The organism is Terriglobus sp. YAF25, from assembly GCF_052113305.1.
In the GTDB taxonomy this organism is placed as follows: Bacteria; Acidobacteriota; Terriglobia; order Terriglobales; family Acidobacteriaceae; genus Terriglobus.
The window spans coordinates 1-3,094 of sequence record NZ_JBFRCY010000569.1 but is presented as its reverse complement, the minus strand read 5'-3'; the positions used below and the strand labels follow the sequence as shown (position 1 = coordinate 3,094).

At 53.1% G+C, this 3,094-nt stretch carries 3 protein-coding genes and 1 pseudogene; all 4 read left to right on the top strand.

Going from position 1 to position 3,094, the window contains the following annotated elements; genetic code table 11:
• Window positions 1-1,383 (top strand): RHS repeat domain-containing protein (locus tag AB4043_RS20240; protein WP_442307908.1); only part of this gene is annotated, 1,383 nt, incomplete at its 5' end.
• A gap of 17 nt (window positions 1,384-1,400) precedes the next feature.
• Complete coding sequence (locus tag AB4043_RS20235) at window positions 1,401-2,354, top strand: WG repeat-containing protein (protein ID WP_442303451.1); 954 nt, start codon at window positions 1,401-1,403, stop codon at window positions 2,352-2,354.
• 201 nt (window positions 2,355-2,555) lie between these two features.
• Window positions 2,556-2,888, top strand: a pseudogene (locus tag AB4043_RS20230) (transposase); the annotation flags it as partial.
• A gap of 16 nt (window positions 2,889-2,904) precedes the next feature.
• Window positions 2,905-3,094: hypothetical protein (locus AB4043_RS20225; RefSeq protein ID WP_442307909.1), on the top strand; the 190-nt coding region annotated here is incomplete at its 3' end.

The window sequence follows — 3,094 nt, the reverse complement described above, 5'->3', positions numbered from 1 at the left end:
GCGCTGAACCGCCTGACGAATGCCGGCGTCAGCCTGCAGCCGAGCTATCCGGTGGGGCAGTGGCTGCAGTACAGCTACGACTCGTTTGGCAACCGCTATCCAACGAACATGACAGCGTCCACCAACGCGTGGCAGTTCACGGCGCAAAACCAGATGCCCTCTGCAGCAGGTTTTGTGTATGACTCTGCCGGGAATATGTTGAGTACCAATGTACCGGCATCAATGGGTGGGCATACGTTCGGCTACGATGCCGAAAACCGCGTCCGGTGGGCCGATGCCGGAGCCGTGAGCTATGTGTATAACGCTAGCGGTCAACGCGTCGGCAAATACGCCAACGGGAATGTGATCGAAGAGTACCTGTACGACCCACAGGGGCGCCGCATCACGACCGTCGGCCCTGACTTCAATATGACTCGCGGAGAATTGTTCGCAGGCGGTCGTCAGGTGGCCACCTACATCACTGCCAATGGGAGTGACAGCTATCCTCGGTTCCCGATTACGGACCACTTGGGAACAACCCGTCTGGTGGCCAGTTCAACAGGGGCTGTGCTGGAGACTTGCTCCAGCCAGCCCTTCGGAGATGGCCAGACTTGCAGCGGGGAAGAATCGTCGGATCGCCATTTCACCGGCAAAGAACGAGACGTAGAATCTGGGCTTGATTACTTCGGGGCCAGGTACTATAACTCGACGACGGGGCGCTTCATGAGCCCCGATCCGTATAATGCCAACCTCATCAAGCAGAATATGGTGGCTGGTGGATTGCCTGATGAGGCAGCGCAAAGCTTATTCGATGGGTTTATCGGGAATCCACAGAGATGGAACGGGTACTCATACGCGCTAAACAATCCTCTGAGGTTTATTGATCGTACAGGTGCAGCCCCCGCTGAGGGGCATCATCTAATCCCCGAGCGAGATTACATCCATAGTCTGCTTGGTAAAAACTTCGCAGATTACGTTAAGACCGGTCCACTTAGCGGAAACGGAGCTCCAAATCAGCCGGGTCGCAATGTGCCGCACGTTGATTACAATGATGCTGTTGGCGATATGCTTGATGAGGCGGAAACAAAACTAGGAAGCTCTAATAATTGGAGCCTTAGTCAATGGAAGGACTTCGCGACCAAAGTACTCAAGTCGGATGAGCCTGCAATTAAGGATTTTCTCGACGAGCTGGATCATAACAATCCTGGCGCGAAGGCCGCTTTGGCGAGAGCTATAGCTAGCTACCAAATATCGAGATCGCTTGCGATTAGGATGGCAGCAGCTTCCGCGTCGGCGACAGCCGCCGCCGCTGCCGGAAGGATRATGAGTGAATTTTTAGTCTGTTTTACATGCAACCTAACCCACTACAAAGTCACGTCAAGGATCATCCCGCCGATTGATTAGCGAATTGAGGATTTTGCATGCTCTACCCGATTTCAGAGCCGATGCCCGGACGCAATGAAAGCTCCTTCGGGTACATCGACAAAAACGGAAAAACTATTGTGCCTTGCGTCTACCGATTATGTGGCCCCTTTTTCGAAGGTAAGGCGGCAGTTCTAGATGCAGCTAACCGGAGCGGTTTCATAAACACTCATGGCGAGGTCGTGATTGCTTTTGAGTTCAATGGGTTAGGTAGATTTCAAGAGGGTCTTTGTTCTACTGGTGGGGGCTATATCGATCATTCAGGGAAATGGGTAATCGACCCTCGTTTTCTAGTGGCCAGTGAATTTTCAGAGGGAGTGGCTTTTGTTTCAAGTGATGGCGCTAACTTCGGCTACATCGATCCAAATGGTCGCTCTGTGACTCCGCAGAAGTTCAGTTTGTGCAAGAACTTTAGTGAGGGCTTGGCGGCCGTGTGCGTCGATGGTCTTTGGGGATACGTTGACCGCAATGGAAAACCAATTATCGCGCCATCGTTCGGGGGAGCATATGCGACAGCTTTTCGTAGCGGATTGGCAGGGGTCAAGATCGACGAATTTTGGGGGTTTATTGACCGTAGCGGCAACTGTGTTATAGCGCCAGCATATGAAGAGGTCACAATGTTCTCTGAAGGAAACGCGTGTGTAAAGAAGTCTGGCAAGTGGGGCTTAATCGATGAGGAGGGCGGCAATGTGGTCAATTGGCAGTTTGATGATTTGCGGTCTTTACAAAGGGGGATCGCGCCCGCTCGTCTGGCCGGTAGAGCGGGGTTCATATCTGCTAAAGGAAACTGGGTAGTCGAACCGGTCTTTGATCGAACGTATGCTTATTTCGGAGACCTCGCAATAGTCAGATCGGGACCCACCTACAGCTATGTTGATCGAAGCGGAAGGACAGTATGGACCTCTTCCCCGAATGCCCGCGTACCCCGTCCACCTTCTCCTAGCGTAGTGTGAGCGGCAGCGAAAAAACGCTGCTTTTGGTAGCGAGGAAACGTGGGGACATCCATGATAGGTAGGAAACCCATGATAGGTAGGAAACCTGGGGAAACCTGGGAAACCTGGGGACGAAACCTGGGGACAGAAACCGGGGACAGAAACCTGGGGACAGACGAGAAACCTGGGGACAGACGGGACGTAACCAGATAATTTGTAGCGATGGGGCGATTTGCACGAGTAGTTGCTGTAGGAGAGCCGCATCACGTAACGCAGCGTGGCAATGCAAGACGGTACATTTTGGAGCACGATGCAGATCGGGCTATGTACCTGAGGTTGTTGCGGGAAAACATGCAGCAATACAAGGTGTCCCTCCTTGGATATTGTCTGATGTCCAATCATGTCCATCTTGTGATGGTTCCATACGAGGCGGATAGCCTGGCGTTGACGTTGAAGCACACGCACGGCCGGTATGCTGGCTACTGGAATGCTAAACACGGATCGAGCGGACATGTATGGCAGGGGGAGGTATTACTCCTGTTCTTTGGATCGGCCGCATCTGTGGAAGGCATTGCGCTATACAGAGCTGAACCCACTGCGGGCGGGTTTGATTTCAGCAGCAGAGGACTGGCCCTGGTCCAGTGCCGGCGCGCATTGTGGGATGGCAGCGGGTGATGTATCGCTGTCCATGGAACTCTGGGCCGCAAACTGGAAGAGATCGAGTTGGAAAGAGTATCTCGCAGAGAAAGAAACAGAAGAAG

Coding starts and splice junctions, on each gene's coding strand:
- AB4043_RS20235 (WP_442303451.1), top strand. CDS start 1,401: ATGCTCTACCCGATTTCAGAGCCGATGCCCGGACGCAATGAAAGCTCC.